Genomic DNA, 25,198 nt, shown 5'->3' with positions numbered 1-25,198 from the left:
GATCGCCGTGCCGGGCGCCAAGCCGCTCCGCTGCCGGCTCTATTCCCCGCTCCGGCGGGGGGACTCTGAACGCTTACCTGCAATGTCCTAAAGCTCAAGGGGGAGTTCGAGTAACGCGGCTGTTTTTTGCTCCCCTATTAGGCCCCGCTATGCAAGCGGGGCTATGAATACTCGTAGTGCTTGATCTGGCGGCGGACGTTGCGCTGGATGATGACCCCGAGTACCGACCACTCCAGCCCGGTGAGATCGATCTCAGGATAGCGCAGGTTGAGCGCCATCAGTCGCTCGCGTCCATCCGCATCACGCTGGTACTGGCGGAACCAGCGCACACCCTCGACCTCGACGAAGATGTAGCTCGGATTCGGGCAGCGGTCGTTGGGTTCGATGATAATAATGCAGCCGTCGGGGAACTCCGGCTCCATCTCATCGCCGAGCACGCGCAGCGCAAAGGGTTCATGCAGGGCGCAGCCCGTGCCTTCCAGGGTCGAATCCGTCATCATAGGTTCTCGTTTCGTTCAGTCTCACAGTGATTCAGTCGCCAGCATCCATGAAGACCCAAGGCCAGATCAATCGAATCTCCGCCACCGAGCGTCCGCACGACGACCGGCGCGATTGGCGCAACCTGCGCGGCATGTTGCCCTATCTTTGGGAGTTTCGGGGCCGGGCGGCGCTGGCGATCGGCTGTCTGGTGCTGGCTAAGGTCGCCAATGTCGGCGTGCCGCTCATTCTGAAGGACATCGTCGATGCCTTCCAGGAGCCATCGGCGCAGATGCTGATCCTGCCGGTCAGTCTGCTGCTGGCCTATGGCGTGCTCAAGCTCAGTGCCTCGCTCTTCAATGAACTGCGCGACGTGGTGTTCGCGCGCGTGCGCTATCGCGCCATGCGCCGACTCTCGACACGGGTGCTGGAACATCTGCACCGGTTGTCGCTGCGCTATCACCTGGAGCGCCAGAGCGGGGCGGTCAGCCGCGATCTGGAGCGGGGTACGCGCTCGGTCTCGACGATTTTCAATTATCTGGTCTTCAGCGTGCTGCCGGTGGCGGTTGAGTTCGGTCTGGTCGCGGCGATCATGATCGGGCGCTATGACCTGTCGTTCGTCGGCGTCACCTTCGGCACGGTGGTGGTCTATTTTGCCTTCACCTTCGCCATCACCGAGTGGCGGATGGACTATCGGCACCGGATGAACCATCTGGATTCGCAGGCCAACACCCAGGCCTTCGACAGCCTCATCAACTATGAGACGGTCAAGTATTTCGGCAACGAGCGGCTCGAACTCAAGCGCTACGACGACACCCTGGCCGAGTGGGAAGAGATGGCGGTCGCCAGCCAGACCTCGATGTCGGTGCTCAACTTCGGTCAGGGCGCGATCATCGCCATCGGGGTCACGCTGATCATGACGCTGGCCGCCCAGGGCGTGGTCGACGGCAGCCTGAGCATCGGCGATCTGGTGCTGGTCAACGCGCTCATGCTCCAGCTCTTCATCCCGCTCGGCTTTTTGGGGATCGTCTATCGACAGATCAAGTATGCGCTGGCCGATATGGATCTGGTATTCAAGCTGCTGGAGCGCCGGCCCGAGATCGAGGATCAGCCCGAGGCCCAGCCGCTGGTGCTGCACGAGGGCGCGATCCGCTTCGAGCAGGTCGATTTCCACTATCAGCCCGAGCGCCCGATCCTGCACGGCATCGATTTTGCCATCGAACCGGGCCAGAAGCTCGCCGTGGTCGGGCACAGCGGCGCCGGCAAGTCGACCCTGTCACGGCTGCTGTTTCGCTTCTATGAGGTGACCGGCGGGCGCATCCTGATCGACGGTCAGGACGTGCGCGAGGTGACCCAGGAGAGTCTGCGCGCGGCCATCGGCATCGTGCCGCAGGACACGGTGCTATTCAACGAGAGCATCCATTATAACCTCGCCTATGGACGCCCCGACGCCACCCGCGCCGAGATCGAGCGTGCCGCCGAGATGGCCCATATCCGCACCTTCATCGAGAGTCTGCCCGATGGCTGGAACACCGTGGTCGGCGAGCGGGGCTTGAAACTCTCGGGCGGCGAGAAGCAGCGTGTGGCCATCGCGCGTGCCATCCTCAAGCGGCCGCGCATCCTCATCTTCGACGAGGCAACCTCCTCGCTCGACAGCCATACCGAGCAGGCGATCCAGCAGACCCTGGCCGAGGTGGCCGAGAACCATACCACGCTGGTCATCGCCCACCGCCTCTCGACCGTGGTCGATGCCGATCGGATTCTGGTGCTCGAACAGGGGCGCATCCGCGAGCAGGGCCGGCATCGCGAATTGCTGGAGGCCGGCGGACACTATGCCGCCATGTGGGAGTTGCAGCAGCGTGAGGGAGCGGATGCCAGCCCTGGGGCGTAGATCTGATGCTGTCTAGACATCGATTGGGCGGTTGGCCTCAAGCAGTGGGCAATGATTCAATGCTCTGCATTGCTGTCTTGCACGGCGACTTGAGCCGCCGCGTGCCATACTGGTGGCGCCCTGAAACCGGTCTGATCGGCCTGTCGCCGAGACGACGACCGACCGCTTCCGTTCGCATTGCCCCTCCTTTCGAGACATCATGAACCGCACCGTTTTCTTCGTTTCCGAGAGCACCGGCATCACCGCCGAGACCCTGGGTCACAGTCTGCTGTCGCAATTCGACACCGTCGAGTTCGAGCAGGTCTACATGCCCTATATCAACACCGAACTGCGCGCGCGGGCCTTGACCCAACGCATGCAGGAGGCGGCCGATCGCGATGGCGCCCGGCCAATCGTCTTCGCGACCATGATCGACAATGAGATCCGAGACATCCTCAAGGGTGGCCCTTGCTTCTATGTCGAGCTGTTCGAGGTCTTCGTCGATCCGCTGGCGCGCGAACTCGGCGTGCCGCCGAGCCTCAAGGCCGGTCGCAGTCACGCCATCACTAAGCCGAGCTACTACACCAAACGCATCGAAGCGATCAATTTTGCCATGTCCAACGACGATGGCATCCGACCGGATAACTTCCATCGCGCTGACGTGGTGCTGACCGGCGTGTCGCGCTCGGGTAAGACCCCGACCTGTCTCTATCTGGCCATGCACTATGGTCTGCGCGCGGCCAACTATCCGATCACCGAGGAAGACTTCGAGCGCGGCGATGTGCCGCAACTGCTCTACGACTGTAGCCACAAGCTCTTTGCGCTCACCATCGATCCGCAGCGGCTGCAACTCATCCGCGAGGAGCGCCGCCCCGGCAGCCCCTATGCCTCGCTCAAGCGCTGTCAGGACGACATCCGCCTGGCGCATCAGATCTACAAGCGGTTGCAGGCGCCGGTGCTGAACACCACTTCGCAATCGATCGAGGAGATCTCCTCGCAGATCGTCAAGGCGCTCAAGGAGGCGCCGGAAGGACGGAGCGCATCAGTCGCCGAGACGGGGCGGGGTGCTCAACTGTATTGAGGCCCCTGCAACCACCCGGCGGACGATCAACATGAGTTTCATCGACAAGATTCGCGCCTGTAATGCCTGGACTCCTGGCGATTTCGTGCCCTTGATGCTCAAGGGGACTCGGATCGGCTGGTTGCGTCAGGAGGCGTGCGAACAGCTTCGCCGCTGGCCCGAGTCGTTCGCGGTCGAGTCCGGGCGCGTGACCTGGGTCCAGGCGCCGGCTGAGTGTGCGGCGCGTACCGCCGTACTCGACGACGTCTTTGCGCGTCTGGCCGAGGAGGGCGTGGTCAGCCATCTGCACGGCGAGCGCTATCCACTGACCGCCAGCACCCGCGAGCGCGCCTGTTGCCTGATCGACCGCGCCTGCGCGCCCTTTCTTGGCGCGCGCGCCTTCGGCCAGCACCTCAACGGCTATGTGCGTACCGCGCGCGGGATCGAGATGTGGATCGGTCGGCGCGCGGCGGATCGGCGGCACTATCCGCTCCATCTCGACAATCTGGTCGCGGGCGGACTCCCGCATGGCCTGAGTCTGGTGGATAATCTGCGCAAGGAATGCGCCGAGGAGGCGGGCATACCCAGTGCGCTGGCCGATCAGGCGGTGGTGGTGGGCGCCATCACCTACTGTCGCGACTCGGCGGGCGGTCTCAAGCCGGACGTCATGTATTGCTATGATCTGGAACTGCCCGAGGACTTCGTGCCGGTCTGCACCGATGGCGAGGTCGAATCCTTCCAGCGGTTGCCGATCGCTGAGGTCGCCGCACTGGTGCGTGATACGGAGGCGTTCAAGCTCAACTGCAATCTGACCATCATCGATTTTCTGGTCCGGCACGGTTTCATCACGCCCGAGGAGCCGGACTATCTGGAAATCCTGGCTGGACTGCGCTCGCCGTTGCCCTGAATCGCGCCGCGCCCCACTCGACGCCGTCCGCCATCCTGGACGGTTTCAGCCGCCGACAACCGATCCACCACTCCACATTGCCCACGCGGAACGAATCTAACTCATGAGCCACACGCCCAATACGCTTCAACGACGCCAGACCCTGCCTGTGACCGTCGGGTCCGTGACCATTGGCGGCGGAGCGCCGATCGTCGTCCAATCCATGACCAACACCGATACGGCGGATATTGCCGCGACCGTGCATCAAGTCGCTGAACTGGCGCGCGCCGGCTCCGAAATGGTCCGTCTGACCGTCAATCATGAGTCCGCGGCCAAAGCGGTGCCAGCCATCCGCGAAGCACTCGATGCTCAGGGCTGCCATGTCCCGCTGGTCGGCGACTTCCACTTCAACGGCCATCGCCTGCTGACCGACTATCCCGAATGCGCCCTGGCGCTGGCCAAGTACCGCATCAATCCGGGCAACGTCGGCAAGGGCGAGAAGAAGGACAGCCAGTTCGCGACCATGATCGAGCTGGCCTGCCGCTATGACCGTCCGGTGCGTATCGGCGTCAACTGGGGCAGTCTGGATCAGGAGGTCGTGGCGCGGATGATGGACGAGAACGCCCGTTCGTCCCAGCCCAAGGACAGCGAGCAGATCATGTACGAGGCCATGGTCGAGTCGGCGATCTCCAGCGCCGAGCGCGCCGAGCAACTGGGTCTGTCCAGAGATCACATTATTCTGTCGTGCAAGATGAGCGGGGTGCAGGATCTGATCCAGGTCTACCGGATGCTGGCCGCGCGCGGCAACTATGCGCTGCACCTGGGTCTGACCGAGGCCGGCATGGGGTCCAAGGGCATCGTCGCCTCAACGGCGGCGCTCTCGGTGCTGCTGCAGGAGGGCATCGGCGACACCATCCGCGTCTCGCTCACGCCCGAGCCGGGCGAGTCACGCACGCGCGAGGTGGTGGTGGCGCAGGAGATCCTGCAATCGATGGGGTTTCGGTCGTTTGCGCCCATGGTCACCGCCTGTCCCGGCTGCGGACGCACCACCAGCGACACCTTCCAGCATCTGGCCAAGGACATCCAGACCTATCTGCGCGAGCAGATGCCGGTCTGGCGCGGCCAGTATCCGGGGATCGAGACCATGCAGGTGGCCGTGATGGGCTGTGTGGTCAACGGCCCGGGCGAGAGCAAGCACGCCAACATCGGCATCAGCCTGCCCGGCAGCGGCGAGCGGCCCGCCGCGCCGGTCTATGTCGACGGCGAGAAGGTCGCCACGCTCAAGGGCGAGGGCATCGCCGAGCAGTTCAAGCGCATGGTCGATGAATACATCGAGACGCGCTACGGACGTGGCACCGGCGCCTAGCGCGCGGGTTGGCTAGGCCGCGTCTGGATCGGGCGCCAGCGCGGCCCTGGCCTGCTCGACACGCTGTTCGAGCGCCGTGTCGCGTGGTGCTGGGCCGAGCAGAAACCAGTCCATGAGCAGTTGCAGACCGCTCTGGAGCGAATCCTCCTCGCCCTCGGCCAGGCGCTCAGCCAGGCGCGCGACCTGAAGCTCCAGACGCTGCTGGGCGAACTTGGCTGGCGTCTCGACGCCGGCAGCGATCTCAAGCCGCAAACAGAGCTCGGCGCGTGGCTCGCCATTGGCGGCGAATGACTGGCGCAGGGCGTCCAGCTCACCCCCGTCCTCGGCGGCTCTCAGCGCGCGCTCGAAGCGCGCCGTGATCGCGCGCTGAAGGTGCTGATCCTCCGGCGCAGGCAGATCCGCCCACTCCCGACGCACGGCCTCCAGGTCGAGTCCATCGCGCGGACCTTCGATCAGCGCCAGCTCAAGGCGCTCGCACAGGGCGGCCTGACGCTCCAGACGTTCCAGCACCGCCAGCCGTTGACGCTGCTCGGCCGCTTGGCGCTGGCGCTCCAGGGCCTCGCGGCAGGTCTGCCAGCGGCGCGTGATCTGCGCCGTCGCCTGACGTGGAACCGGCCGCGCGTCGACCTCGCGCCAACGCGCGATCAGCTCGCGCTGCATCTTGGCCAATGACTTGGGGTCATGCTCAGCGCCCGCCGCGATGAGACGCTCGGCCTCCTCACAGAGCGCCTCGCGCGCGGCCAGATGTTCGGCCAGCTCCTGGGCGTGGACCTGCTGGCGCGCGGCGCGACGCTCGAAGATCACATCACAGGCCGCGCGGAACTCGCGCCAGAGTCGGTTCTCGTCCTTTTGGCGCGCGGGCACCGTGGTGTGCCATTCGCGTTGCAGCGCCTTGGTCTGTTCGATGGCCGATTCCAGATCCGGATACTCGACCAGTGCCTGAACGCGCGCGATGAGATCGCGTTTCAGGGCCTGATTGTGCTGGCGCTCGGTGTCCAGCTGGCGATCCAGGATACGGAGCGACTGGTGGAAACGGCGTTCGAGTGCCTTGCGCACCCGTCCTTCGGTCGGGCCGATGGCGGTCCACGCCTGGCGCATCTCGCGCTCGGCATGGAGGGTCTTCTTCCAGTCCACGCGCTCCCAGTCCACCTGTGAGACAAAGGTTTCGAGCTGTTCGCAGAGGCGTTCGCGCGCCAGACGATTTGACTCGCGCTCAGTGGCCTGGGCTTCCATGAAGGGTCGACAACGCGCGTAGACGCGCTCGGAGGTCGCGTGAAAGCGGTCCCAGAGCGCTTGATTGCTCGGTGAGCCGGTCTTGTCGAGTCCCTTCCAGTCAATCTGCAACGTATGCAGACGCTCGGCGAGCGCTGCAAGCGGCATGTCCGCTTCGATCAGCGACTCCATCTCGGTGCAGAGTAGCTCGCGGTGCTGGTCGGCACCCCAGCGGCGCCAGTGTTGCAGCTCGCGCAGACGCGGCTCCAGGGCGCGGAAGCGACGCCTGAATTCGGACTCCTGACTGGCACCGACGCCGCTCGCGCGAATGAGTTCGAGCGCCGATGACAGGCTCTGATGGAGCGGGTCGGCCTGTTTGAGTTCGCCCTCGGCCAGATGGGCTTCCAGTTCGGCGAGACGTTCGGGGAGCTGCTGCAAACGCTGCTCGGCATGCTTGCGCTGGGTGCGCAGACGTGACTCCAGTCGCTCGACCAACGGCTGGATGGCGTGCACCTGTTCGGCGTCGGGGTGCCGGGCGGCCAGATCGCGGCTCTGATCGAGCAGGCGGCGCGCCTGCTTGTGATCGAGCGGCTTGGACGCACTGAGCAGCTGAGTGATCTGAGCACTCGTCTTCTCCAGACGTTCGAGTAATACCTGCGGATCGGGCTGAGGTGCGGGCGGTGCGACGGCGGCGGGTTCTTCCGGACTGAGCTGGCTGGCGCTGGTCTCGTGTGCTGGGCCCTCAGGCTCGGGCTCGCTCTGGAGCGGCGCCGATTCAGTCGGCTGTGGCGCGCTGGACGGGGACTCGATGGTCTGGGGGGCGGCCTCCGCGCGTGCTTTGCTCTGCGCGTCGAGGTGAGCGGCGTAAGCGTCGAGAAAGCGCGTGCGTTCGCACTCGAATCGTGTTTGCCATTCAGGCTCGGCCTCGTCCTGGATCTCGCTCCATTGGCGTTCGAGATGATCGAGCAGGGCGCGGTCCTGGTGCCAGTTGGCCAGACGGCCGAGACGCTCGACCTGGGCGCAGAGTTCCTCGCTGCGCTCGCGCACGATACGCGGGCGCTCCTCGCGCTCGGCGATCAGACGCAGCTTCTCGCGCGCCAGCCGATAGACGCGCTTGTCTTTCTTGCCGATGCGTCGCGCGATCTCTTCGAGCGCGGCCTTGTCGTCGTCGAGGCGTTCGAGTGCGCGCGCGCGATTGGCGGCCAAAGCGTCGTGGATAGCGCACTCGACGAGCACGGACGGGTCGTCGAGTTGTTCGATGGCCGCCAGCCGCTGGGCTGGATCTGGATGCAGGCGTGCCTTCTCGGGCAGGGTCTCGGGGAGGCGGATCGGTGGGGCCGTAGCGGCTGGAGCGATCTGAGCCTTGGCCTTGGACGTGTCCCGGGTTTCGTCAGCGCGCGCTGTGCGCCGCTTGAGCCATCGCTGGAATAGCATGTGATTCTGCTCCGAGAATTCGTGCCCAAGCCAGGTCCGATGGGCTGGGCGTCGTGTTGCGCATGTGAGCCATGTCCCAATCGACCCGGATCAGCGTCAGCCGCCGACGAAGGGGTTGCTGCGCCGCTCCTTGCCAAAGGTCGACATCGGCCCATGACCAGGGATAAAACGCACCTCATCACCGAGCGGAAAGAGTCGGTGGCGGATCGAATCGATGAGCTGGCGGTGGTTGCCGCGCGGGAAGTCTGTGCGTCCGATCGAGCCGCGAAACAGCACATCACCGACCTGCGCCAGTTGCGACCCGGCGTGGTAAAAGACGATATGTCCGGGCGTGTGCCCGGGACAATGGATGACGGCCAGGGTTTCGTCGCCGACCGCAACCGACTCGCCGGGCTGGAGCCAGCGATCCGGCTCAAACGTCTCGATCGGTGGAAAGCCAAACATCCGGCATTGCTCAGGCAGCGACTGGAACAAAAAGGCGTCGTCCGGATGCGGTCCCTCGATGGGAATGGAATACCGCCGGGCCAGCTCGACGCTGGCGCCAACATGATCCAGATGACCATGGGTCAGCAGGATGCGCTCGGGTTGCAGCGCAAGCTGGCTGAGCAGAGCCGCGATGCGATCGGGTTCGCCGCCCGGATCGACGATCGCCGCGCCGCGCGTGCGTTCGCACCAGAGCAGAGTGCAATTCTGCTGGAAGTCGGTGACGGGCAGGATCTGAAAGTCCACGTTGGATCGCCTGTCTCGATGATTCGCCAATCAGGCTCTCAGCAACGTGTAGAGCGCATCCTTGAGCTGCAGGCGCTGTTTTTTCAGATCTTCGATGGTTTCATCGGCGACCGGATTGCCGAGTTCCTCGATCGCGCGGACGCGCGCATCGAGGCTGTCGTAGTCGTCCATGAGCGTTGCGAACTCCGGGTTCTGCGCCCGCAGGTTCGAGATCTTCTGTTCGAGATCAGGGAATTCGTGCCGCAAGTCGTGTGATTCGCCAAGCATCTTGGGTCCGCTCCTCATTGACGCGGTCCGGCGCGGTCGGGCCGCGCACGGTGGGATAGGGATGATTCCGGGATCTGGCCCGGAGGCCGCCAGGGTCTCGGGCGAAGCGGGACGCCCGAAGCGCCCGGAGTATACCCTAGTGGCGACCCGCCGAAACAGCCCGGTCAGAGACGCGCGGTCACTTGGTCTTGGAGTCCATTTGCTTGACGACATCGGCGGTGATGTCGAGTCCCTCGTCCATGTAGAGCAGTCCGCTGACACTGCGCTCGAACACCATGCCGAGCTTCTTTTTCTTGGCGATGACGTTCAAGGCTTCGCGCGCCGGCTCCAGGATCTCGCGGCCTTTCTCCTGCTGGGCCTTCATCAGTTCCTGCTGGATGGGGAGCGCCTTTTTCTGATAGGCCTCGATGCGCTCCTTGATCTGCTGCTCCTTTTTGGCGACCTGATCGTTGCTCATCAGTGGCTTGTCCTTGGCCAGGGCCTGCTGCATCTGGGCGATCTCGCGCTCATCCTCGGCAAACACCCGGGTGCGCGGCTCGAAGTCCTCGCGGAGCTGCTGTTGCAGGCGCTGGCCGAGCTTGCTGTCCTCCAGCACCTTTTGCATGTCGACGAAGCCAACGCTGCTATTGGCCGAGGCTTGAACAGGCAGGGTCAGACAGGCGAGCAGCGCGACGAATAGAAACGGACGGGACATGGATAGACTCCGAATTGATTGAGCGTCATTCACGGGGTTGGTCTCGGGACCAGGGAATTGAATTGTAACCGCGGGCCGGTCAAGGCAAAACCATCGGCTGTTTTCGCGGCTTCGGGCTTGCCACCGGGGACGCACTGATAGATCCTCCTCAGATCCAGGGCGCTCGTGGTTCGCGGAACCGGCGTCCGGCCTCATCCTCCCAACTCATTCGATCCTGGAGACCCGGCGCGTGGGTAATTCATTACAAGAACAGCTCCTCAAGGCGGGCTTGGTCAAGGAGCAGACGCTCAAGCAGGCGCGCTCGACCAAGCGCAAACAGGTCAAGCAGACGGGCGGTCAGCCGACCGCCGAGAACCAGGCCGCGCGCGCGGCGGCTGAGCGTGCGCGCGCCGAGAAGGTCGAGCGTGACCGCGAACTCAACCGTCAGCGCCAGGAGGAGGCCGCGCGGCGAGCGGCCGAAAACGAGATCCGTCAGCTCATTCACAGTCATCGCATCGTGCGCGACAAGGGGGATCTGGCTTACAACTTCACCGATGGCAGCACGCTCAAGCGCATCTATGTCAACAAGGATCAGCACGCCAAGCTGGCCGCCGGCCAGCTGGCGATCGTGCGCCAGGATACCTTCTACGAACTGGTTCCTGCCGAGATCGCCGAGCGTCTCCAGACACGCGATGCGGCACTGGTGCTGGTGTTCAATCGCGCCAAGGACGAGACCAGCGCCGATGATCCCTATGCCGAGTACCAGGTGCCGGACGATCTGATGTGGTGATGACGCTGATCGATACGCACTGCCATATCGATGTCGTTGAATTCGACGCTGATCGTGCGGCGGTGCTGGAGCGTGCGCGTGCGGCCGGGGTCGAGGCACTGGTGGTGCCAGCCATCGACGCGGCGGGTTGGGACGGGCTGCTGGCGCTTTGTGCGTCCGCGCCGTCGGCATGGCCACGGTTGTATCCGGCGCTCGGTCTGCATCCGGTCTATCTGGAGACGCATCGCGAGACCGACCTGCAACGCCTGGAAGCCCTGGTCGCCGAGCCGCCGCTGGCCATCGGCGAGATCGGTCTGGATTATCATGTCGCCGGCCTGGATCCGGAGCGTCAGGCGCGGCTACTCGACCGTCAGTTGTCGATCGCGCGCGCGGCCGGTCTGCCGGTGCTGCTGCATGTGCGCAAGGCGCATGATGCGATGCTGACGCTCCTGCGCCGTCAGCCCGTGTCGGCGGGCGGCATCGCCCATGCCTTCAGTGGCAGTCTCCAGCAGGCTCATCAGTATCTGGATCTCGGATTCAAGCTGGGGTTCGGTGGCATGCTGACGTTCGAGCGTTCGCGCCGGCTCAGACGTCTGGCCAGCGAACTGCCGCTAGACGCCCTGGTGCTGGAGACCGATGCGCCGGACATGACGGTGGCCTCGCATCAGGGCGAGCGCAACAGTCCCGAGTATCTGCCCGATGTTGTCTTGACCCTGGCACGACTGCGCGATCTGGAACCGTCCGAGGTGGCCGAGCGCACGCGCGCCAATGCACGCACGGTGCTGGGACTCAGCGCCGCGCCGACATCGACCCGGACGACCGAGACCAGCCGCCGCACCTGATGGCCCCGTCTCATTTCACCTGCTCCCAGGCCGCCAGCGCCCTGACGCGCGATGTGGCCAGATCGACAATGGGGCGCGGATAGTCGCTCCCGAGCCGCACGCCGGACGCGGTCAGAATCGCTTGGGGCGCGGTCCATGGCTGATGGAGATACTTATCCGGCAGCCGCGCCAGCTCCGGACACCAGCGACGCACATAGCCGCCATCGGGATCGAAACGCTGGCCCTGAAGCACGGGGTTGAAGACGCGAAAATAGGGCGCGGCATCAGCCCCGCAACCGGCGGTCCACTGCCAGCCGAGCGTGTTGCTGGCCAGATCGGCATCGACCAGGGTATCCCAGAACCAGCGCGCGCCGTCCTGCCAGGGAATCAGCAGATTCTTGGTCAGCAGCGAGGCGACCACCATCCGCGTGCGATTGTGCATCCAGCCGGTATGCCAGAGTTCGCGCATCCCGGCATCGACCAGTGGTATGCCGGTCTGGCCGCGCTGCCAGGCGCGCAAGGCGACGTCCGCGCCATCCGTTGCCCAGGGAAAGGCGGCGAAGCGTCCATCCAGCGGTTCGCTCGGCGTGCGCGGATAGTGATACAGCAGGTGATAGCCGAATTCGCGCCAGCCGAGTTCGCGCACATAGGGCGCGGCGGCGCTCGTGGTCGGGTCGCCGAACGCCTCGATGATCAGGCTCAGCAGACGTCGCGGGCTGATTTCGCCGAAGTGCAGATAGGGCGACAGACGCGAACTGCCCGGCTGGTCGGGACGGTCGCGCGCGGTGCCATAGTCGGCGAGCCGCTCGGCGATAAAGGTGCGCGCCTGTGCAAGTGCCGCTGTCTCACCGATGCTCCAGGTGGCGCGCAGACCCTGATCCCAGTCGCGGCGCGGCAGCAGCTCCAGGGCATCGAGCGCGAGTGTTGCGCTGGGTGTGATGTGCGCCGGGAGGCTCGGAATGGTCGCTGGTGCCGGGATAGGCTGGGCAACCGGCCGTGCGCGCATGCAGGCACGCCAGAAGGCGCTGAAGACGCGATAGGGCTGATGGCTGTTGTTGAGAATATCCCACGGCTCGAAGAGCAGGGCGGCGTTGTGACTCTCGCCGCGTAGCCCCTCGGCGCGCAGCGTCTGCTTGATGGAGGTATCGCGGTCACGGGTGGCCGGATCATAGCGGCGATTCCACTGGATCGTCCCGGCGCCGGTCTCGCCGGCGAGACGACGCAGTGCGTCCAGACTCGGGCCGCGCAGAATCCAGAGCCGATTGCCACGCGCCCGCAGTGATTCATCGAGCGCGTTCAGGCTCCAGTGCAGCCACCAGCGGCTTGCGGCGCCCGGCTCCCAGGGTGATTCTTCCTCCGGGGCATGGATATAGACCGGAATGATCGGGCCGCCGGTCTGATGCGCGGCGAGTAATGCTGGATTGTCGTCCAGGCGCAGATCGTGCCTGAACCAGAGGATGGTCGGAGCAGTGCCGGTGCCGGCCGTGTGATTTGATGGGGTATGTGTTTGATTTGAAGGCTGAATCAAGGCGTTGATCCTGATTGGTTAGTGCGTGTTGAACGCGGCTCGCCGCCGCAGATGATACAAATTTTCAAATTAGGGGTTGCGCCCCAGGCGGTGGGTGGTTATTATGGGCCCTCAGTTGCGGGGTGGAGCAGTCAGGCAGCTCGTCGGGCTCATAACCCGAAGGTCGTAGGTTCAAATCCTGCCCCCGCTACCACATACCAAAAAGGCTTACAGTTCATCGCTGTAAGCCTTTTTGCTGTGCGCTCGATAAACAGGCGGCAGGCGAGAACCCCGGTCGATGGGGCGCTCGCGCGTGCCGGGTCTTCGCGACTCAGTGATACTGCTCGGTGGTGTAGTGGCCGGGTACCTGCCGTCGGTGCCGCACCAGTCCGCGCGCCTCCAGGATGACCTTGGCATCCTTGATCATGGCCGAGTTGCCACAGAGCATCACATGGCTGGTGGCCGGATCGATGGTCAGATCCACATGGCGCTCCAGATCCCCGCTGGTCAGCAGATCCGTGATGCGGCCGGACAGGGCTGTCGGCCAGGACTCGCGACTGACGGCCGCCACGCGCGTGAAGCGTCCGGGGTAGCGGTTGGCGATCTCATCGAGCGTCTCGCTATACGCCAGATCCGCGCCCTGACGCACGCCGTGGACCAGGATCACCCGTTCGAACAGGCGCCAGGGATCGGGCGAGCGCAGAATCGAGAGATAAACCCCGAGTCCCGTCCCCGTGGCCAGCATCCACAGATCCCGCGCCGGCTGGACTGTCTCCAGCGTGAAGATGCCACTGGCGGTCGCCGTCAACCAGACCGTATCGCCCGGATTCAGTGCTGAAAGCGGTCGTGTCAGTGGACCCTGTGGCACCTCGTTGAAAAAGATCTCGACCGGCTGCTCACCGGGTGCATTGACCAGCGAGTAGGGACGCCCCACGCGCTCACCCTCGATGTCGAGCGCGACCTTGATGTACTGACCTGCCACGAAGTTTGTGATCGGCGCCTCGAATTGCAGACTGTAGAGTCCTTCGGTCCAGCAGTGCTTGCCGACGACTCGCGCCTTGACCCAATCGTTCATATCTGTACCGCCTTGACTCTGTCTCGAATCTGTTTTTGTAGAGATAAAGGTGTGTGCGGATAGCTGAAATCCGCTCTCACATCATGATCGGTGCAATCGCCGTCATTGCAATCCCGGCGCGATGCTCCACTTCTGTGAGCCAGACGAACCGCGATTGGAGCGATGCATGAAATCATCCCTATGGCTACTCGGGCTGGCGGCCATGAGCACGACGGCCGGCGCCGAAACGAAGACCTGTTCCTCCCTGCTCGATCTCGATGTCCGGCGTCTGGCTGGCGAGGAGGTTGTCAATCTCTGCCAAGCCTATCAGGGGCAGGTGATCCTGGTGGTCAACACCGCCAGCAAGTGCGGTTTCACCTCCCAGTATGAAGGGCTGGAGCACCTCTACCGGACCTACAAGGATCGCGGTTTGGTGGTCCTGGGCTTTCCGTCCAACGACTTCGCCAATCAGGAGCCGGGCAGCGAGCAGGAGATCCAGAAATTCTGCCGCATGACCTATTCGGTCGAATTTCCGATGTTCGAGAAGGTCAGCGTCAAGAAGGGTCAGGCCGCACCGCTGTTCGAGCGCCTGGCGGTGGCCGGTGCGCCCTATCCGAAATGGAATTTCTACAAGTATCTGATCGACCGCAACGGCAACCTCGTCGATCACTACATCAGCACGACCAAGCCCGACAGCGGTAAGGTCATCAAGGCCATCGAACGGCTGCTATGAGCGTCAGGCGGCGACAGACGCGTCAGGGCAGCACTCCCGTTCGGCACATCACGGACGGAAAGCCTTAGCGATCGCGTGGTGTGAGTGGCGGCTCCGGCGCCTGGAGCGGCGGCCGCCCGGCGCGCTGTCGCAACCAGTTGAAAGCGCCCATGACCCGGGGCATGGACGCCAGCCGGCGTTCGAGCGCGAACTTGCCTGGAAAATCGCTGAGCACCAGCCCGACCAGAATCGTGAGCAGTCCCTGGCCGGGCAGCACCAGCATCAGGATTCCGCACAGCACCAGCAGCCAGCCCGCGACATTTTTCAACACCCGCAGTCCCAGATAGACCAGCGGATGAAAACGCCGCAGACGGCTCTGTTGGCGCTTGGCATCGAGGAAATAATCCTCCGGCATGGACGCCACCAGCACGGGCAGCGCCAGAATGGAACCGATGAACGTCAGCATGGAAGCGCCCGCCAACAGCAGCGTCAGCGTCTGATGCGACTCGATCCAGCTCATTAACGCATCGAGCATGGCCGGCACGACCTGATGAAGCGAGTCGGTTTCAAGATGCGGCTTCCGCGTGCAGCTCGGCCGCCTGGAGCGTGTTCTCCAGCAGACTGGCGATGGTCATGGGACCGACCCCGCCCGGCACCGGCGTGATCCAGGACGCGCGCTCGGCGCAGGTCGCGAAATCCACGTCGCCGACGAGCTTGCCGTCCGCGGTGCGATTGATGCCGACATCGATCACGATCGCTCCGTCCTTGATCCAATCGCCCGGCACGAAGCCGGGCCGACCGACGGCGGCGACCAGGATATCCGCGCCCCGAACCTTCTCGGCCAGATCGCGCGTTCGGCTGTGGCAGATGGTGACCGTACAGCGCGCCGCGAGCAGTTCCAGCGCCATGGGCCGACCGACGATGTTGGACTGGCCGATGATGACGGCGTCCAGCCCCTCTAAAGGTCGGCCCGTGCGCGCGAGCATCGTCATCACGCCCTTGGGCGTGCAGGAGCGCAGCAGCGGCATCCGCAGTACCAGACGCCCGACGTTGTAGGGATGAAAGCCGTCGACATCCTTGGTTGGCAGAATACGCTCGGTGACCGCTGTCTCATCGAGCTGTTCGGGGAGCGGCAGTTGGACCAGGATGCCGTCGATGGCCGGATCGGCGTTGAGCCGGTCGATCAGATCCATCAACTCAGCCTGAGACGTGTGCTCCGGTAATTCGTGCAGTTGCGAGTGGAATCCGACCTCGGCGCAGGCACGGCGCTTGTTGCGCACATAAACCTGAGAGGCCGGGTTCTGGCCTACCAGGACCACGGCCAGTCCTGGCGCCCGGCCTCGGGTGGACAACATCGCGGCGGCGTGCTGTTTGATGGTTTGCTGAATATCGGCGGCGATGGCTTTGCCATCGAGTATGGCGGCACTCATGTGAATCCTGAAAAAAGGCCAATAGGCTAGGGATGCACCATGATAGCGACTCACCGTCGACTGTAAACAATCTCGCCGTCCTGTAGAAATCATGCAACGAAACGGTTGACGTCGCCCGGAACGCTGGCTATCATGCCGGCTCTTCGGTTCCTGGATGCTTCAAAAAGCTCCGGATACGCATCCGAAGCCGGGGTATAGCGCAGTCTGGTAGCGCGCCTGCTTTGGGAGCAGGATGTCGGGGGTTCGAATCCCTCTACCCCGACCAAATGCTTTCCAGACGTGGCTCTGCTGCGTTGAATGCGTTGACCGAACTGCACCCGATAAAGCGCTCGTAGCTCAGCTGGATAGAGCAACGGCCTTCTAAGCCGTGGGTCGCAGGTTCGAGTCCTGCCGGGCGCGCCATTTGCGAATCCGGAGATGCTATAAAGGCATCGATTGCGATAGAATGACAGGGATGCGTCGGAATGCTTCAATGGTGGACGTAGCTCAGTTGGTAGAGCGCAGGATTGTGATTCCTGTGGTCGTGGGTTCGATCCCCATCGTCCACCCCAAATTTGAAAACTTGAGTCCAATCAAATAGACTCAAGTCGTTCGAGAAAGTCAATGGGCTGTTAGCTCAGCTGGTAGAGCAGTGGACTCTTAATCCATCGGTCCGGGGTTCGAATCCCTGACAGCCCACCAATAAAACAAAGGCTTAGGCGAGAAATCGCCTAAGCCTTTTGTTCGTGTAGGCGGATCGCAGGCAGGCGCCAAATCGAGATTTTGCAGGGGATTCTTGCAGGGCGATGAACGCTGGCGCGCAGCCAGGGATGGCCGCTCGCCCGGTAGGCAGTGGAACCTGAAGTTGTTAGGCTAGCCAAAGGCTACAGACTGGAAGTAGCGACATCGATAACAGGGACATGACAACAACCTGAGAGAAGGGCTATGCAATCAACCCGCGTCGACAAGCGAACCATCGAGGCCGTGGGGTCCGTGATGGATCTCTGGCCAATGGGCGACTACTCAGAGTATGTACCGCGCGGCACGGCGCGCGAGCGGATCTACCGACACTGGGTCACCGTCGGTCGGCATCTTAAGACAGCCGTCGCTCAGTACGAGCGCGCGGCGCCGGCGTCGAGGGCCTTCCGTGCCGATGGACGCTGAAGATCAGATCGCGCCACCCCAGGATCCGATGGAACTCGAATCCCTGTATCGCGGTCTGGAGACAGGTACCCTGTCACCGCCAGAGCAGCAGCGTCTAGCGGTGTCCACGCGCGCGCTGCTCATGGCCGAGGTCCGCGAAACCCATATTGGGCCGCTCCCTCATGCCGACCTGCTCAATCGTTACGACGACGCCACCCGGCAAATCATCGTGCAGATGGCCGTCGATGAACAGCGCCACACGCACCAGATGCAGGCTAAGAGCCTGGATGGCGCCATTCGTAAAGACCGTCGCGGCCAAGTCTTTGGTTTGCTGATTGCCTTGACCGGCCTCCTAGTCGCCGGCTTCGTGGCTACATTCAGCCCGACCGCCGCCGCCGTCATTGGCTCGATCGATCTGCTAGGGATGGTGGCGCTGTTTGTGGCGCCGCGCGTTTTGGAGGGCTTGGGCCGATCCTCGAAGACAAACGACGAGTCCTGACGCCAACTTCAGCGCCACGGATAGCGCCTTCCACTAAGCCCGCCGCGCGCGGGCTTTTTGGGCCCAGACCTTAATTTCTTGGCGGCACAACAAAAAAGACCTGGATTTTCATCACAGGTCTTTCTTAAATGTGGCGTCCCCACGGGGGTTCGAACCCCGGTTACCGCCGTGAAAGGGCGGTGTCCTAGGCCACTAGACGATGGGGACAATAATCGTTTCCCAACGAATTCGACGAACTGGACTTGATCATCGAACCTGTTTGAATTTGGTGGAGCCAGGCGGGATCGAACCGCCGACCTCAACACTGCCAGTGTTGCGCTCTCCCAGCTGAGCTATGGCCCCAGTGCTCTGAGACCGTTAATGCTACAGATGCTCGTTAGGTTTGTCTAGCGTTTTTTCACATTTTTTTGTTCGGACTCTGTCCCCATCTTACGCGCCAGTGCTCAACGCGCATCTTGGGGCTTGTGTCCCAGTGGCCATCTGGCGATCAAATACTTGTTTTTTAAATGGTTAAATTAAAGGTTACCTCGACATGATGCGTATTTTGCTGTTTCTGGCAACCAACGCCGCCGTGCTGGTGGTCATCAGCGTCGTTTTCCGGCTACTTGGGATCGACGGCCTGCTGCTGGAGAGCGGCGGTATCGACATGGGCTCGCTGCTGATCATGGCCGCCGTCATCGGTTTCAGTGGCTCGCTGATCTCGCTGTTTCTGTCCAAGACCCTGGCCAAGCGTGGCATGGGTGTCCATGTCATCGAGCAGCCATCCAACCAACTGGAGCAGTGGTTGATGGAAACGGTCGCGCGTCAGGCCGAGCAGGCCGGCATCGGCATGCCCGAGGTCGGGATCTTCGACACGCCCGACCCCAATGCTTTCGCGACCGGCTGGAATCGCAATGAGGCGCTGGTGGCCGTCAGCACCGGATTGCTGCGGAACATGCGCGAGGACGAGGTTGAGGCGGTCATCGGTCACGAGATCAGTCATGTCGCCAATGGCGACATGGTGACGCTCGCGCTCATCCAGGGCGTGGTCAATACCTTTGTCGTCTTCCTCTCGCGCATCGTCGGCCATGTGGTCGACCGCGTGATCCTGAAGAACGAGCAGGGCTATGGCGTGGGTTACTTCGTGTCGTCGATCGTCGCCGAGCTGATGCTCTCGGTGCTGGCGACCATGATCGTGATGTGGTTCTCGCGCTATCGCGAGTATCGAGCTGATGCCGGCGGCGCGAGCCTTACCAGCCGGCAGCAGATGGCCTCGGCGCTGCGTGCACTCCAGCGCGTGCATGAGCCGCAAGACCTGCCGTCTGGTGAGTTTGCTGCCTTCGGCGTCTCGGGCCAGGTCAGTGAGGGGTTCATGGCGCTCTTCCGCAGCCATCCGCCGCTGGAGAAACGCATCGCAGCACTGGAGTCCTGAGCGGCGTTCCTGGATGCATCACACTTGAACTGATCTGATGTCGAAAGCGCCGGCGCCGGTTGGACGCTGGATATCCAATCGGCGCCGGGCGCACTCACACCCATTTGGGCAGCAGGATCAGCGCCCAGACCACCAGACAGAACGCGATACTGGAGAACACAGCTGCCGAGGCAATGTCCTTGGCGCGCCCGGAGAGTTCGTGACGCTCCAGCCCGACGCGGTCGACATTGGCCTCGATGGCCGAGTTGAGCAGCTCGACGATGGGGACGAGCAGCAGACTCCCGACCAGCATGGCGCATTCGACGGGCGAGTCGCCGAGCCAGAGTCCGAGCGGAACCAGCGGGATCAACAGAAAGATCTCCTGCCGAAAAGCCTCCTCCAGCTCGAAGCAGGCCTTGAACCCCTTCATCGAATAGCCGAAGGCGCGCACCACGCGCCGCCAACCGCCTCCATTGTGGTTAGCCATGCGCATCCTCGCTGGCGCCCGGCGTCCAGGCCAGATCCAGTTGACGTGCCGCGCGCACGTCGTCGAGTCGGCGCACCGGCAGGCTGTGAGGCGCGCCCTTGACCTGTTCGGGAGTCTCCTGCGCCTCGTGTCGAATGGCGGTCATGGCCGCGACGAAGCCGTCGAGATCTTCCTTGCTCTCGGTCTCGGTCGGCTCGATCAGCAGGCACTCGGGCACCAGCAGCGGAAAATAGGTGGTCGGGGCGTGATAGCCGTAATCGAGCAGGCGCTTGGCGAAGTCCATGGTGTTCACGCCGAACTCGCGCGCTTCGCGCTTGAGGGTGACGATGAACTCATGGCTGGCGCGCCGCTCGGGATAGGCGGCCTCGAATCCGGCTTCCTGGAGCCGTGCGAGCAGATAGTTGGCGTTGAGCGTGGCGAACTCGGCCACCCGGCCCATGCCCTCGCGTCCGATCAGCCGCGCATAGATATAGGCACGCAGCAGGATGCCCATGTTGCCGCCGAAGGCCGTCAGCCGGCCGATGCTCTCGGGGCGGTCGGACTCGGTCAGCCAGAGGTATCCGGCGTCCTCGTGCGCGACCAGCGGCACCGGCAGATAGGGCTCCAGACGCTTGGAGACACCCACCGGACCCGCGCCCGGACCGCCGCCGCCGTGCGGGGTCGAGAAGGTCTTGTGCAGGTTCATGTGGATGACGTCGAAGCCCATGTCGCCGGGGCGCACCTGGCCGAGGATGGCGTTGAGGTTGGCCCCATCGTAATAGAGCAGTCCGCCGGCCGCGTGCACCGCCTGGGCGATGGCCTGGATGTTGCGATCGAAGACACCGACCGTACTCGGGTTGGTGAGCATGATGCCGGCCGTCTGCGGACCGACCGCCGCGCGCAGGGCGTCGAGGTCGACATCGCCATCGGACCCGGTCGGGATCTCGCGTACCTTGAAGCCGCACATCACCGCCGAGGCCGGGTTGGTGCCGTGCGCGGCATCCGGAACCAGGATCTCGGTGCGGGCGTGATCGCCGCGCGCGCGATGATAGGCGCGGATCATAGCCACGCCGGCGAACTCGCCCTGCGCGCCGGCCGAGGGGGCGAGCGAGACGGCGTGCATGCCAGTCACGGCCTTGAGGATCTCTTGCAGGTCGAACAGACAGGCCAGGAGGCCCTGCCCATGCGTCTCCGGTGCCAGCGGATGACGCCCCAGGAAACCAGGCAGCATCGCCAGACTGTTACAGGCCCGGGGGTTGTACTTCATGGTACAGGAGCCGAGCGGATAGAAATGGGTGTCGATCGAGAAGTTCTGCTGCGACAGCCGCGTATAGTGGCGCACCGCCTGCATCTCGGAGACCTCCGGCAGCGCGGGTCGGGCGCGGCGGCGCAGTCCCTCAGGGATATCGGCGACCTCGGGCGAATGGAGCGGCGCTTGCGCCGTGGCACGGCGGCCGGTTCTGGATTGCTCTTGGATCAGCATGGCGAGGCGATCATGGGTTGACTTAGGTGAGTCCCCCGAGGGCTTCGGGGGACGGACAGGACTCAGAGCGCGGCCAGGGCGGCCTCGTAATCAGGCTCTTCGGTGATCTCGGGGACGAGCTGGGTGTAGACCACCCGGTTGTCGGCGTCGAGCACCACGACCGCGCGTGCGGTGATGCCAGCGAGCGGGCTGTCCTCGATCAGGACGCCATAGTCCTTGGCGAAGTGGCGCGAGCGCATCATCGACAAACCGATGACGTTCTCGATCCCCTCAGCACCACAGAAGCGGCCCATGGCGAAGGGCAGATCAGCCGAGACGACCAGGGCCACGGCCTCGGGCTTGGCGGCCATGGCGGCGTTGAACTTTTTGGTCGAGGTCGCGCAGACCGGGGTGTCCAGGCTCGGGACGATGTTGAGCAGCTTCTTCTTGCCGGCGAAATCGGCCAGTGAGCGGTCGGCCAGATCCTTGTCGACGAGCTGGAAGTCGGGCGCGACGCTACCGACGGCCGGAAGTTCGCCGCTGAGCGTGACGGGGTTGCCTTGCAGTGCGGTTTGGGCCATCTCTGGTCTCCAGGGCTGGATGTGAATGAAGTCTTCTGGTCTTCGGTCAGGCCGGCTGGATTTCGGCTAGACCTGACTCACCTGGCCAGAAGACGAGGTGACTGGCGTGGCAATGAGCCGTGCCAGGGTATCGGCATAGCGGCGCAGTTCGTCCTCGGTGCGCATCTCGGTCGCGCATACCAGGAGCGCCGGGTCGAGTTCGGGATAGTCCGGCCCGAGATCGAAGCCGCCCAGGATGTCCTCGGCGGCCAGCGAACGTAGCAGCTCGGCCGTCGGTGCCGGCAGACGCAGCGCCAGTTCATGGAAGACCGGGCGCTCGAACAGCGGTTCGACTCCAGGGATGGCGCCGAGCAACTCGCCCAGCCGGCGCGTGTTGGCATGACAGTTCGCCGCCACCCGCTCCAGTCCCTCGGCTCCAAGCAGCGCCATATGAATGGTCGCCGCCGTCACCAGCAGACCCTGGTTGGTACAGATATTAGACGTCGCCTTGCCGCGCCGGATGTGCTGCTCGCGCGCCTGGAGCGTGAGCGTGAAGCCAGGCTTGCCGTCCAGATCCAGGGTGCGTCCGACGATGCGGCCGGGAAGCTGGCGTACATACTCCTGCTTGCAGCACAGAAAACCGGCATAGGGTCCGCCCGAGGACAGCGGCATCCCCAGCGGCTGAGCCTCGCCACAGGCAATGTCGGCACCCTTCGCACCCCAGTCGCCCGGCGGCGAGAGCAGGGCCAGCGCGACCGGATTGACCACGGCGATCGCCAGCGCTTTGTGCGCGTGCGCCCAATCGGTCAGTTCATCGACCGCTTCCAGGATACCGAAGAAATTTGGCTGATTGATGACGACAGCGGCGCATTCCTCGCTGCCCGCTGCCGCCTCCAGCCGCTCGACCGGCGTGTGCCCACCGCGCGGATCGAAATCCACCTCTACCAGCTCAAGGCCCTGCGGTTCGATGATCGCGCGCAGCGTGCGCCGGTAGGCCGGATGCAGCGCACGCGGGATCAGAACGCGCTGTGACTTGGTCTGGCGATTGGCACGCACCGCCATCAGCACCGCCTCGGCCAGCGCCGAGGCGCCGTCGTAGAGCGAGGCGTTGGAGGCATCCAGCCCGGTGAGCGCCGTCATCATCGACTGGAACTCATAGAGCAACTGAAGCGTGCCCTGGCTGGCCTCGGCCTGATAGGGCGTATAGGCACTGTAGAACTCGCCGCGCGTGGCGATCTGCCAGACGGCGGCCGGGATATGATGCTCATAGGCCCCGGCGCCGATGAAGCACAGGGGTTGGCCATCGGTGCGGGCGCGCGCTTGCATCAGGCGCGTGATCTCCATCTCCGAGAGCGCGTTTGGAATAGCATTGAGCGCCGGTGCGCCGACGCGCAGATCCGCCGGGATCTCGTCGAAGAGCGCCTCGATGGAGTCGACCCCGATGGTCGCGAGCATCGCGGCGATGTCGTCTGGTGTGTGTGGGATGAACGGCATGCGAGTTCGACCGCTTGGGTTGGACGATGAGAGCGGGCAGGGTGGATCAGGACTCGTCGGCGACGATCTGCTCATAGGCCGCCGCATCGAGCAGGCCGGCGAGCGCGCCCATGTCGGCTGGTGTCAGACGGAAGATCCAGCCGTCCTCGTAGGGACTGGTGTTGATGGCGTCCGGGGTGTCGGCGAGCGCCGCGTTGCCCTCGACGATCTCGCCGGCGAGGGGCGAATAGATGTCGGAGGCAGCCTTGACCGACTCGACCACGGCGCTGGCCTCCTCGGCGGCGACTGTGCGCCCGTTCTCGGGCACTTCGACGAACACGATGTCGCCGAGTGCGTCCTGGGCATGGTCGGTGATGCCGACAGTGACGGTACCGTCGCCGTTGTCGCGCACCCATTCGTGGGTCTTGGTGTATTTCAGATCAGCAGGCAGGTTGCTCATAGCGGGTCACTCCGAATGAATGGTCAGACAGGCAAAGGGATTTTTTAGACGTTCACAGCTCGACCAGGATCCGGCCCTGGCGCACGAACGGCGGCTTGACGATGCGCGCCGGAACCGGCTTACCGCGGATATCGACCTCGCAGGTCTCGCCCAGACCGGGCGCCACGCGCGCCAGCGCGATCGAGCGTTGCAGTGTTGGCGCGAAACCGCCGGAGGTGATCTCGCCGACCTCGCGCCCATGGCTGAGCACGGTCTGATGGGCTCGGAGCACGCCGCGCCCGGTCAGTAGTAGCCCGACGAATTCGCGCCGCTCGGGACTCGCGCGCAACTCTTCCAGCGCGGCGCGGCCGATGAAATCGCGCTCGGCCGGCTCCCAGGCGATGGTCCATTCCAGGCCGGCTTCCAGCGGGCCGACGTCCTCGCCCATGTCCTGACCATAGAGGTTCATCCCGGCTTCCAGACGCAGCGTATCGCGCGCGCCCAGACCACAGGGCCGGACACCGGCGTCCAGCAGCACCGACCAGAGATCGACGACATGATCGGCGGGTAACAGGATCTCAAAGCCATCCTCGCCGGTATAACCGGTGCGCGCGATGAACCAGCCGCCGCATTCGGTGGCGTTGAATGGGGCCAGCTCCAGGGCGGATTCAGCCATCTCGCGCGGCAGGCAGGTCGCGGTCAGTTCGCGCGCCCTGGGGCCTTGCACCGCGATCATGGCCAGATCGTCGCGACGACGGATCTCGACGTCGAAGCCTTCGCGGCGGGCCTCCAGCCAGGCCAGATCTTTGTCGGCTGTGCCGGCATTGACCACCAGCCGATAGTGGCCGGCCGGGCCGCGCAGATAGACGATGAGATCGTCAACCACGCCGCCGGAGTCGTTGAGCATGCAGGAATAGAGCGCCTTGCCGACCGTCTTGAGCTTGGCGACGTCGTTGGCGAGCAGGCGACGCAGAAAGCCTTGGGCGTCCGGTCCCTCGATGTCGACCGGGCACATGTGCGAGACGTCGAACATACCAGCGTGCTCGCGCACGGCGTCGTGTTCCTCGATCTGAGAGCCGTAGTGCAGCGGCATGTCCCAGCCGCCGAAGGGCACGAGCCGCGCGCCAAGACGCGCATGCTCGGAATGGAGTGGGGTACGCAGGGCCATGCGGCTCTCCTCGTGGCATGAAGGGGCTGCCTCGGCCGGGCGGCGCGTGGCAAACGACAACAGCGAGGATCCCTGATCCCCGCCTGTCGCCCCTCTGTCCTAGACCTGAGAGTTTGCGCTCGGACGTTTGGCATCCGGGCGGCCCCGTCGGTGGGCGCGGATCTCGATCCGCGCCGCTCTCCAGAGTCGGTCGCTATTCCCGCGGTCCTTCTGCCTGAGCGATTCCGGGCGGTGTTGCGCCTTCGGCGCCGGCCAAACGGCCGGTCTCTCCCACGGGACATGACACGAAGCCGGCACTATAAGCGCGAGCCGATCGGATTACCAGTCGTCCGGTGCCATGAGCGAGGTGAGG

General features: G+C 64.1%; 25 protein-coding genes, 7 tRNA genes and 1 riboswitch. Of the genes, 15 read left to right on the top strand and 17 right to left on the bottom strand.

Annotated features, from left to right (window positions below; translation table 11 throughout):
* Nucleotides 1–161: 161 nt before the first annotated feature.
* On the bottom strand, nucleotides 162–497 hold the full coding sequence (locus tag GJ668_RS10505; protein ID WP_343032203.1) for a S24 family peptidase: 336 nt from the start codon (nucleotides 495–497) through the stop codon (nucleotides 162–164).
* Between the two features lie 50 nt (nucleotides 498–547).
* Here GJ668_RS10505 and GJ668_RS10500 point away from each other — a divergent pair, with 50 nt between their 5' ends.
* The 4 genes from GJ668_RS10500 (at nucleotide 548) to ispG (ending at nucleotide 5,659) form a co-directional block, all read left to right on the top strand.
* The gene (locus GJ668_RS10500; RefSeq protein ID WP_155450102.1) at nucleotides 548–2,368 is read left to right on the top strand and encodes an ABCB family ABC transporter ATP-binding protein/permease; all 1,821 of its coding nucleotides are present in this window, start codon (nucleotides 548–550) and stop codon (nucleotides 2,366–2,368) included.
* A 199-nt stretch (nucleotides 2,369–2,567) separates the two neighbouring features.
* Nucleotides 2,568–3,428 carry a pyruvate, water dikinase regulatory protein gene (locus tag GJ668_RS10495; RefSeq protein ID WP_155450101.1) on the top strand — a complete coding sequence of 287 codons (861 nt, stop codon included), beginning with the start codon at nucleotides 2,568–2,570 and terminating at the stop codon, nucleotides 3,426–3,428.
* 31 nt (nucleotides 3,429–3,459) lie between these two features.
* Complete coding sequence (locus GJ668_RS10490) at nucleotides 3,460–4,314, top strand: DUF4743 domain-containing protein (RefSeq protein WP_155450100.1); 855 nt, start codon at nucleotides 3,460–3,462, stop codon at nucleotides 4,312–4,314.
* A 103-nt stretch (nucleotides 4,315–4,417) separates the two neighbouring features.
* Nucleotides 4,418–5,659, top strand: a complete 1,242-nt coding sequence (ispG, locus tag GJ668_RS10485) for a flavodoxin-dependent (E)-4-hydroxy-3-methylbut-2-enyl-diphosphate synthase (protein WP_155450099.1) — start codon at nucleotides 4,418–4,420, stop codon at nucleotides 5,657–5,659.
* Nucleotides 5,660–5,671: 12 nt separating this feature from the next.
* Here ispG and GJ668_RS10480 read toward each other — a convergent pair whose 3' ends face one another.
* The 4 genes from GJ668_RS10480 to GJ668_RS10465 all read right to left on the bottom strand — a co-directional run bounded on the left by GJ668_RS10480 (nucleotide 5,672) and on the right by GJ668_RS10465 (nucleotide 9,995).
* The gene (locus GJ668_RS10480) at nucleotides 5,672–8,305 is read right to left on the bottom strand and encodes a DUF349 domain-containing protein (RefSeq protein ID WP_155450098.1); all 2,634 of its coding nucleotides are present in this window, start codon (nucleotides 8,303–8,305) and stop codon (nucleotides 5,672–5,674) included.
* A gap of 96 nt (nucleotides 8,306–8,401) precedes the next feature.
* Nucleotides 8,402–9,034: an MBL fold metallo-hydrolase gene (locus GJ668_RS10475; protein WP_186343025.1), complete on the bottom strand. Its 633-nt coding sequence runs from the start codon at nucleotides 9,032–9,034 to the stop codon at nucleotides 8,402–8,404.
* 30 nt (nucleotides 9,035–9,064) lie between these two features.
* Nucleotides 9,065–9,301, bottom strand: coding sequence for an HP1242/YdcH family protein (locus GJ668_RS10470; protein WP_155450096.1), 237 nt, complete (start codon nucleotides 9,299–9,301; stop codon nucleotides 9,065–9,067).
* Nucleotides 9,302–9,479: 178 nt separating this feature from the next.
* Nucleotides 9,480–9,995 (bottom strand): OmpH/Skp family outer membrane protein, encoded by a 516-nt coding sequence (locus GJ668_RS10465; protein ID WP_155450095.1) that lies wholly within the window; start codon nucleotides 9,993–9,995, stop codon nucleotides 9,480–9,482.
* Between the two features lie 229 nt (nucleotides 9,996–10,224).
* Here GJ668_RS10465 and GJ668_RS10460 point away from each other — a divergent pair, with 229 nt between their 5' ends.
* A complete protein-coding gene (locus GJ668_RS10460) occupies nucleotides 10,225–10,764 on the top strand; it encodes a DUF2058 family protein (RefSeq protein WP_186343024.1) in 540 nt (179 codons plus the stop codon).
* Nucleotides 10,764–11,585, top strand: coding sequence for a TatD family hydrolase (locus tag GJ668_RS10455; RefSeq protein WP_155450093.1), 822 nt, complete (start codon nucleotides 10,764–10,766; stop codon nucleotides 11,583–11,585). Before GJ668_RS10460 ends, GJ668_RS10455 begins: the two co-directional genes overlap by 1 nt.
* 10 nt (nucleotides 11,586–11,595) lie before the next feature.
* Here the strand turns inward: GJ668_RS10455 and GJ668_RS10450 are convergent, their stop codons facing one another.
* Nucleotides 11,596–13,023: an FAD-binding domain-containing protein gene (locus tag GJ668_RS10450; protein ID WP_186343028.1), complete on the bottom strand. Its 1,428-nt coding sequence runs from the start codon at nucleotides 13,021–13,023 to the stop codon at nucleotides 11,596–11,598.
* A 185-nt stretch (nucleotides 13,024–13,208) separates the two neighbouring features.
* On the opposite strand from GJ668_RS10450, the gene GJ668_RS10445 reads away from it, so the two are divergent.
* Nucleotides 13,209–13,285 (top strand) — tRNA-Met (locus tag GJ668_RS10445).
* A 117-nt stretch (nucleotides 13,286–13,402) separates the two neighbouring features.
* Here GJ668_RS10445 and GJ668_RS10440 read toward each other — a convergent pair.
* Nucleotides 13,403–14,146, bottom strand: coding sequence for a ferredoxin--NADP reductase (locus tag GJ668_RS10440; RefSeq protein WP_155450091.1), 744 nt, complete (start codon nucleotides 14,144–14,146; stop codon nucleotides 13,403–13,405).
* A 166-nt stretch (nucleotides 14,147–14,312) separates the two neighbouring features.
* Here GJ668_RS10440 and GJ668_RS10435 point away from each other — a divergent pair, with 166 nt between their 5' ends.
* Nucleotides 14,313–14,858 (top strand): glutathione peroxidase, encoded by a 546-nt coding sequence (locus tag GJ668_RS10435; RefSeq protein ID WP_155450090.1) that lies wholly within the window; start codon nucleotides 14,313–14,315, stop codon nucleotides 14,856–14,858.
* Nucleotides 14,859–14,922: 64 nt separating this feature from the next.
* On the opposite strand, the gene GJ668_RS10430 is transcribed toward GJ668_RS10435, so the two are convergent.
* Together GJ668_RS10430 and folD are read right to left on the bottom strand one after the other, a co-directional pair.
* Nucleotides 14,923–15,372 carry a PGPGW domain-containing protein gene (locus GJ668_RS10430; RefSeq protein ID WP_155450089.1) on the bottom strand — a complete coding sequence of 150 codons (450 nt, stop codon included), beginning with the start codon at nucleotides 15,370–15,372 and terminating at the stop codon, nucleotides 14,923–14,925.
* A 31-nt stretch (nucleotides 15,373–15,403) separates the two neighbouring features.
* On the bottom strand, nucleotides 15,404–16,267 hold the full coding sequence (folD, locus tag GJ668_RS10425) for a bifunctional methylenetetrahydrofolate dehydrogenase/methenyltetrahydrofolate cyclohydrolase FolD (protein ID WP_155450088.1): 864 nt from the start codon (nucleotides 16,265–16,267) through the stop codon (nucleotides 15,404–15,406).
* Nucleotides 16,268–16,455: 188 nt separating this feature from the next.
* Here folD and GJ668_RS10420 point away from each other — a divergent pair.
* The 6 genes from GJ668_RS10420 to GJ668_RS10395 all read left to right on the top strand — a co-directional run bounded on the left by GJ668_RS10420 (nucleotide 16,456) and on the right by GJ668_RS10395 (nucleotide 17,888).
* Nucleotides 16,456–16,532 (top strand) — tRNA-Pro (locus GJ668_RS10420).
* A 60-nt stretch (nucleotides 16,533–16,592) separates the two neighbouring features.
* A tRNA-Arg gene (locus GJ668_RS10415) sits at nucleotides 16,593–16,669 on the top strand.
* 73 nt (nucleotides 16,670–16,742) lie between these two features.
* Nucleotides 16,743–16,818, top strand: a tRNA-His gene (locus tag GJ668_RS10410).
* 54 nt (nucleotides 16,819–16,872) lie between these two features.
* Nucleotides 16,873–16,948 (top strand) — tRNA-Lys (locus GJ668_RS10405).
* Nucleotides 16,949–17,191: 243 nt separating this feature from the next.
* Nucleotides 17,192–17,410 carry a hypothetical protein gene (locus GJ668_RS10400; RefSeq protein WP_155450087.1) on the top strand — a complete coding sequence of 73 codons (219 nt, stop codon included), beginning with the start codon at nucleotides 17,192–17,194 and terminating at the stop codon, nucleotides 17,408–17,410.
* Between the two features lie 28 nt (nucleotides 17,411–17,438).
* Nucleotides 17,439–17,888, top strand: a complete 450-nt coding sequence (locus GJ668_RS10395; protein ID WP_246194781.1) for a DUF2335 domain-containing protein — start codon at nucleotides 17,439–17,441, stop codon at nucleotides 17,886–17,888.
* Between the two features lie 131 nt (nucleotides 17,889–18,019).
* Here GJ668_RS10395 and GJ668_RS10390 read toward each other — a convergent pair.
* A tRNA-Glu gene (locus GJ668_RS10390) sits at nucleotides 18,020–18,095 on the bottom strand.
* A gap of 59 nt (nucleotides 18,096–18,154) precedes the next feature.
* Nucleotides 18,155–18,230 (bottom strand) — tRNA-Ala (locus GJ668_RS10385).
* 190 nt (nucleotides 18,231–18,420) lie between these two features.
* Between GJ668_RS10385 and htpX the strand changes: the two genes are divergently transcribed.
* On the top strand, nucleotides 18,421–19,299 hold the full coding sequence (gene htpX, locus GJ668_RS10380; protein ID WP_155450085.1) for a protease HtpX: 879 nt from the start codon (nucleotides 18,421–18,423) through the stop codon (nucleotides 19,297–19,299).
* Between the two features lie 94 nt (nucleotides 19,300–19,393).
* Here htpX and GJ668_RS10375 read toward each other — a convergent pair whose 3' ends face one another.
* From GJ668_RS10375 to gcvT, 6 genes are all read right to left on the bottom strand, one after another.
* Nucleotides 19,394–19,765, bottom strand: coding sequence for a diacylglycerol kinase (locus GJ668_RS10375; protein ID WP_155450084.1), 372 nt, complete (start codon nucleotides 19,763–19,765; stop codon nucleotides 19,394–19,396).
* Complete coding sequence (gcvPB, locus tag GJ668_RS10370; protein WP_155450083.1) at nucleotides 19,758–21,227, bottom strand: aminomethyl-transferring glycine dehydrogenase subunit GcvPB; 1,470 nt, start codon at nucleotides 21,225–21,227, stop codon at nucleotides 19,758–19,760. The genes GJ668_RS10375 and gcvPB overlap by 8 nt, the downstream gene beginning before the upstream one ends.
* Nucleotides 21,228–21,289: 62 nt before the next feature.
* Entirely contained in the window at nucleotides 21,290–21,787 is a 498-nt protein-coding gene (tpx, locus tag GJ668_RS10365; RefSeq protein ID WP_155450082.1) for a thiol peroxidase, read from the bottom strand.
* A 66-nt stretch (nucleotides 21,788–21,853) separates the two neighbouring features.
* Nucleotides 21,854–23,260 carry an aminomethyl-transferring glycine dehydrogenase subunit GcvPA gene (gene gcvPA / locus GJ668_RS10360; protein WP_155450081.1) on the bottom strand — a complete coding sequence of 469 codons (1,407 nt, stop codon included), beginning with the start codon at nucleotides 23,258–23,260 and terminating at the stop codon, nucleotides 21,854–21,856.
* Between the two features lie 46 nt (nucleotides 23,261–23,306).
* Nucleotides 23,307–23,699, bottom strand: a complete 393-nt coding sequence (gene gcvH, locus GJ668_RS10355) for a glycine cleavage system protein GcvH (protein WP_155450080.1) — start codon at nucleotides 23,697–23,699, stop codon at nucleotides 23,307–23,309.
* 52 nt (nucleotides 23,700–23,751) lie between these two features.
* Nucleotides 23,752–24,846 carry a glycine cleavage system aminomethyltransferase GcvT gene (gene gcvT, locus GJ668_RS10350; protein WP_155450079.1) on the bottom strand — a complete coding sequence of 365 codons (1,095 nt, stop codon included), beginning with the start codon at nucleotides 24,844–24,846 and terminating at the stop codon, nucleotides 23,752–23,754.
* Nucleotides 24,847–25,038: 192 nt separating this feature from the next.
* Nucleotides 25,039–25,129, bottom strand: a riboswitch (glycine riboswitch).
* Nucleotides 25,130–25,198 lie beyond the last annotated feature (69 nt).

The sequence above is a fragment of the Allochromatium palmeri genome (assembly GCF_009720725.1).
Taxonomy (GTDB): domain Bacteria; phylum Pseudomonadota; class Gammaproteobacteria; order Chromatiales; family Chromatiaceae; genus Thermochromatium; species Thermochromatium palmeri.
Note: the sequence above shows the minus strand (reverse complement) of the source record. Positions and strands in the feature narration are given on the sequence as shown.